This is a genomic window from Nostoc sp. UIC 10890, from assembly GCF_054786515.1.
Genome location: NZ_JBSGKF010000048.1, coordinates 1 through 5854, shown reverse-complemented (window position 1 = coordinate 5854; position 5854 = coordinate 1). Strand labels below are relative to the sequence as shown.

7 protein-coding genes and 1 pseudogene are annotated in these 5854 nt (G+C 40.9%); 5 read left to right on the top strand and 3 right to left on the bottom strand.

The genetic code is table 11. The features are described 5' to 3' along the window. Together ACWATR_RS38405 and ACWATR_RS38400 are read right to left on the bottom strand one after the other, a co-directional pair. A partial coding sequence (locus ACWATR_RS38405; protein WP_460345156.1) for a hypothetical protein occupies window positions 1-1256 on the bottom strand: 1256 nt, incomplete at its 3' end. Window positions 1257-1360: 104 nt separating this feature from the next. Then, window positions 1361-1906, bottom strand: a pseudogene (locus ACWATR_RS38400) (hypothetical protein); the annotation flags it as partial. Between the two features lie 184 nt (window positions 1907-2090). Here ACWATR_RS38400 and ACWATR_RS38395 point away from each other — a divergent pair. Continuing rightward, entirely contained in the window at window positions 2091-2660 is a 570-nt protein-coding gene (locus tag ACWATR_RS38395; RefSeq protein WP_460345153.1) for a hypothetical protein, read from the top strand. Window positions 2661-3173: 513 nt separating this feature from the next. Here ACWATR_RS38395 and ACWATR_RS38390 read toward each other — a convergent pair. After that, window positions 3174-3482, bottom strand: a complete 309-nt coding sequence (locus ACWATR_RS38390) for a hypothetical protein (RefSeq protein WP_460345150.1) — start codon at window positions 3480-3482, stop codon at window positions 3174-3176. An 81-nt stretch (window positions 3483-3563) separates the two neighbouring features. Between ACWATR_RS38390 and ACWATR_RS38385 the strand changes: the two genes are divergently transcribed. From ACWATR_RS38385 to ACWATR_RS38370, 4 genes are all read left to right on the top strand, one after another. Next, window positions 3564-4085: a hypothetical protein gene (locus ACWATR_RS38385; RefSeq protein ID WP_460345148.1), complete on the top strand. Its 522-nt coding sequence runs from the start codon at window positions 3564-3566 to the stop codon at window positions 4083-4085. A 56-nt stretch (window positions 4086-4141) separates the two neighbouring features. Next, window positions 4142-4411, top strand: coding sequence for a hypothetical protein (locus tag ACWATR_RS38380; RefSeq protein ID WP_460345145.1), 270 nt, complete (start codon window positions 4142-4144; stop codon window positions 4409-4411). Window positions 4412-4692: 281 nt separating this feature from the next. Next, a complete protein-coding gene (locus ACWATR_RS38375; RefSeq protein WP_460345142.1) occupies window positions 4693-5580 on the top strand; it encodes a hypothetical protein in 888 nt (295 codons plus the stop codon). Window positions 5581-5592: 12 nt separating this feature from the next. Continuing rightward, the coding region (locus ACWATR_RS38370; protein WP_460345139.1) for a hypothetical protein at window positions 5593-5854 on the top strand (262 nt) is incomplete at its 3' end.

Sequence of the window (5854 nt, the reverse complement as noted above, 5' to 3'; positions counted from 1 at the left end):
TCATTCCAGCACTCTTGCAAGAAATCAAACCCCGGATTGTCACCCGGATTCAGCACTCGATTTAGTTTCTCCCTTCTTACAGGTCGCATATTTGACCGCGCAACTATCGCCTCATGCGACCATTTTTCAGCACTGGGGATAGGCGCGGCGGAACCTTCGCCCCCATGATCCGCTTTGATTTCTACGCCCAAAGCTAAATTTTCAACTAACAACGAAGTGGGATTACCCTGTTCTACTTGCCCCTGAGTTCGATTAGCGATCGCTGCTTCCTTGTCAGAAAATTCATTTTGGGCAACGGACGCGGTGGAATAACCACCTTCATGACAGTCTTTCGGCTCAACACCACAATCCTGCTTTTCAGCCAACAAAGAAGCGGAATTATTTTGTTCTGCTTGCCCCTGTGTTTGATTAGCGATCGCTAAAGTTGAAGAAAATTCATTTACAACGACGGGCGCGGCGGAACAAGTACCTTTATGAGGGAATATTGCTTCAACGCCACAATCCTGCTTTTCAGCCAATAACGAAGCGAGATTACTCTGTGCATCATCCACAAGCGCCAGCGATGTACAGTCTGTTACCGCAGGTAACTCTTCCTCCAACTCTGACACGCTTTGAACAATCTGAGGCGACGCGCCCCACAAGGGCGCGTGAGCCGTCTGCTCCTCACGCGAATTTTCTGTAAGCGTGTCAGAGATACACCTAACGAACTCTTTTGTAGAGTTCGTTAGGTGTTCCTGAACAGTTCGTGAGGCTTTCTGAAACCCTTGCTCTGATTGACCTTGACTTAAAATAGATGCTTGATTTAAAGCACCCATTTCTTCAGAGCCAGCATTCATCTCTGAATCCCTAGCATTTAATTCTCGTTTTTCAGCACAGGGTTCCTGATTTTCAGCATTGGCTTTCTCCCAGAACTCCTTCATTCTGCTGCCGTGCAAATTCCTCACCATCCAGCTAGCAGTCTCCCGTCCATCCTGAATTGACTTGTCGGGTTTGAAAATGAACAACCCACTTTCGGAGAGAATTTTCTTCGCACAGATAAAAGTACTGTACCCCAAAGCTGAGGTCAAAGGCATCCACCGAGAACCGTATGGGTCAGCTGTCCAACACTCTTGCCACAATTGCGTCACTGATGGCTTTTGCTGCGAAGCCCAGAGCAAATCTTCTATGGGAATAATCACATGAAGCCTTTTATACGGTGACTGTGCTTTAGTAGCAGCAGCCTTTTTGGGCTTAGGTCTTGTGATAGTTGCAGTCATTTTATAATCTCCTGTTATGTTGACGCACGGAAATTTCCCCCACTGTGATGCGGGGCTTGGTACTTGTATTTGGTTGTCTAAAAAATCACCGATTCACTGGAAGGCTATTGAGGTTGCCAGAATCGCAACTCGTTTCGGAAATACCTATCAGTCTTTTTCGATTGCTCCTTCCAGCAATTCCAAGCTACTATCAACTCTTCGCCTAAATCCTCTACAACTTCACCCCTTTCGACATACAAAGTACGGTATGGGTCAGCATGGGCAACTATAGAACCGAGTCCGATTGTGTCCTGTTGAGAGGATGCTTTTTGGAATGCGGTAATTAATTCAGTTTCTTGGGTGGTCAATTCCGCCCAGTAGTCTGATTTAATCACCTCATACTCTTGGGCAACACTACAAAACTCCTGCCAAGTACACCCAGGCTTTGCAAGTACTTGCCGAATTTCACTAACCGCTTGGGGAAGCATTTCTAGTTGCTCGGCTCGATATGCGATCGCAGTTGGTGTAGGTTCACTCCCCAGAATGATTGCCGCAGCTTCGAGCGCTTGGGTATTGTTCATAGCACTGGCGAGGTTCTTCAGTGCCATGCCCATCAGCCGTAGACATTCTTGAGCATTTTCTTTTGGCGGTTCCTGGGCTAGCGATCGCAACAGCTTATTGTAACTTGTCGGGAGTTTTAACCAGCCGGAGTAGGGATCGTGTCTGGGATGGTTTAATAATCTTTTCCGTGAGTTCTTCTGGCAGGCTTAAGTTGCTACGCCTTATTAATTTTTGAAAAGTTAATAACACTTGGTACTAAAATACATGAATTATCATAGATAAAAACTAAGTATTATGAGTGTTATTAAGCATCTATCAACAGCTACTGGAATAGTATTTCTTATCATTGGAGCTTATATTACTCCGGCTCAAGCTGCAAATTTCACAATTGATTTTAATTTTTTAGTAAAAGGTGGCCGATTAAATGGTTTTAATTTAGACGGTTTACAAGGAATAGGGCAACTCAAGTATATTGATTCGGGTGAAGACTTTGAATTTGCGAAAGATTTATCGCCTGCACTTATTTCTAACCCTAGCTTTGTTTCGTCATCGTTCTTGAAATTTATAAACCCAGGTTTTGATCCAATTATCTATCCTAGTTCAGAAGGCACTTTCTCAAATGTGAGTGTTGCTGTGACGACGGATGGACGTATAAGCTCTTTACAGGTAACTGGAAATAATCTTGCTTTTATTTATAATTTTTTAGATAAAGGAAAATTAAATGGGGTTCCTGCTGGAGATTTAGCTTCCATATCAGGAACTTACACAGTAACAAAAGATTCTTCATCTGCATCTGTACCTGAACCATCTTTTGTATTAGGTTTATTAGGTAGTATCCTGTTAGCACTAAAACTAAAAAAGTAATCAGTACAGTAGCATTCAGTTTTAAGACACAAGCACTTTCCTTGCGAACAATCATACGTTCTTTCTTGTTGGACTTCAAAGCATTTGCCCATGTACTACAAAAGAAACAGTGAATTGCTGAGGCACAACAAAATGGTGCTAGTATTCACAATAACGATGCTTAAAACCGCTCAAGCTGACCCATTGCAAAAAATGAAATCAGCATAAGCCTTTGTAACCAGCTATTTGTTGCACTTACCAGATCCAAAGCTTGGGTAAGCTTAAGTGGTGTAGATGAATATCCAATGTGCGAAGAGATGCGACAAGTGATTAAAAATGGTAACACTTTCACTTTCAATTATAAAAAAAACTCTTGAACGAGTTATAGGCGAGGAAATATTGACATAGTGTTCAGAGAAGGTCTTGCCGCTCTCCTAGCTAATCTTCCAATCAACCAACACCTCATCAACAATCGCAATCCCCCACTGCGGAAACTTCGCCAGTAGTCTCTTGATCACAATCTGCAACGCCGGATTATCCCAACACTCTTGCAAATACCCAAACCCCGGATTCTCGCCCGAATTCCCCGCAACGCAAGAGTTTCTGCATCCGAAGAGGTCGCACACTTGACCACGCAACAATCGCCTCATGTGACCACTTTTCAGCACTGGTGAAAGACGCGGTGGAATCTTTGCCCTCATCAACTGCTTTGACTTCTACACCCGAAACCGAGTTTTTAACCAACAACGTTCGCGCAGCGTCTCGTAGAGAAGCGGGATTACCTGCTTCTACTTGCCCCTGAGTTTGATTAGCGTAGACGTGAAACGGCTTGTTGCTAGACATCGCTACTTGTCCCCACATCAACACTTCCCACGCTAAATGCTAAATTTTATTTAGCCACCCAGCAGGAGTTTTCTTTTTCTTATGTGGTTCTGGTCTGCCGATTCTGTAGAACAAGAATTATTTGATTTGTACGCTCCAGCTCTGCGATCGCTCGGCGTAAATTTTAACGATGAGCAACTCCAAGACACTCTAGAAGCATCCAGCTATTGTTTAGAAGATGCTGTCAGGAGCGCAATCGTTTATATACTTTGGCTCGAAGAAAACCTCAAGCCCATCTACCCGACTGCGATATTAATCGACGCACTGGCAAATCAATGGCGCACCAAATACTGGAAGCCGGAGTATTTAGAACTTGAACAATTACTCTCACCCGGAAAGCGCTGGTGGAGGGCAGCAGTAGATATGTGGGGTTACGACGAGCGTAATCAACTGGTTGCAGACATATTTGACGACCACGGGCAGGAATTTATCAAGTTCCGCAATGGGAAAGAAATTCTGGTTGATACTGCTTATAAGTGGGGATGGGAGCGAGTCGCAGATTATGCGTCCCCATTTTCAGAAAGTAATTCGTCGCTTGGCAGTATCAATGCAAGGGAATCTTGATCTACAAGCGTCAAGCAGCAATCGTTTTAACTGCACGTTATTCTGAGACAGTGTGATTGCTACCTCTCCCAACCCACCAACACGCCATCCGCCGTCACCAATCCCCACTGCGGAAACTTCGTCAGCAGCTTCTTGATTACAATCTGCAAAGCCGGATCATCATTCCAGCATTCTTGCAAGAATTCAAACCACGGATTCTCCCCCGAATTCGCCGCCGATTCAGTTTCTCCCTTCTTACAGGTCGCATATTTGACCTTGCGACAATCGCCTCATGCGACCACTTTTCAGGATTTGCCACAGGTGCGGCGGAATTTTCACCCTTATGAACTTGGACTGTTGCGCCTCTCGTTTCCTGCCTTCCTTACAAGCCGCAACAAATACAGCTTTGCGTAACTCGACTCCTTTCTAAGTTCGCAGTAGTTCTTCCAGATATACAGTGTTGCAGCAGACGCTTGCGTATAGAGATTTCAAATAAAGTTATTTTTCGTTCCAAAATGGGAATCTTAAATTAAGAGCGAGTGTCGTTACTAATGTGTTCATCTTTTTATTGATTACAATTAGTCTTTTGTCTCGACTTAGTTTATTAATACTTTTAAAATAATTAGAAATGATAGGATTTATTCTCGGTGGGTTTGTTAAAAAACTTGAAAAATTAGTCAAAGAGTTACAAAAAGATATTAAAAAAGATATATATGATTTGTTTGATGATAGAATTAATCCTTTAATTAGAAATATTGATTATATAGCTCAAGAACGTGTTAACCATGCAATTACTAAAGTTGAAATTTTAGAAACTAAAACTAAAGCTGATATTGAGTATTTGCTAGATAATGCTGATAACAAGATTAAGCATTATTTGCAAACAATAGACAATATCCGAAAAGAAGCTATAAACGAAACTTTAACTACAACAAATTACTATTTGGAAAATAGAATTAATCAAATAACATTGTGTGTAATGGAAGCTGTTAGTCTCTCACAAAGTACTGTTGAGAATAGCCTACAAAGAATAGAAGCTTTAGAAAATGCTGTATTTCAGGATGCAACTCAAGTAATTAATAAATTGTCTGAATTGATAGATGGTAAGTTAGAGCTAATACGTAATGAATTTAAAAGGTACTTAATTCACTATTTGCCAAATCCTTTTGATAAATGTAGGCAAAAACTTAAATTAGGATTAAAATCTGGTGGACTTTTATCTGATGTTGAACTTTATGAGTTAACTCAATGTTATGAATTAAGCAAATTAAATGAAAATACAGATATTGATCAGGTTTTAAAAGTTTATGGTCAATTGCAACAAAATGCTTTAATGATGGCAGCATTGGTGAGCAAGTCTCCAGAACTAAAAAACAGATCAATTAAAGACTGGCTTAAATATGGCTTACTTTGCGAATTTTGGCATAGCGTGATTAATACTTATGAACCTACCAATAATTTAATGCTGAATCCTAATTCAAAGAACTTGATGTTACCTACTAATTTACCAAACTAATCAATTTATTATATGTCAAAAATAGATACTGACTGGAAAACACCTTTAAGTTATTATGAAAAAGCAATAGAAGAACTTAGGCGTGGACGTGAAGAATTACAAGAAATGAAAACTGCTTTCTTACAAAGCATTGAATCAAAACCTGCCCATGATATTTCCGACATAAAAGAATTAAAATTAGAAATGAAAAATATACAGGAAAAATTGAGGATATCTGAAGAAATAGTAACAGAAACACAAACAACTTTAGCTAGCCTGGAAGAAGAATTACAAG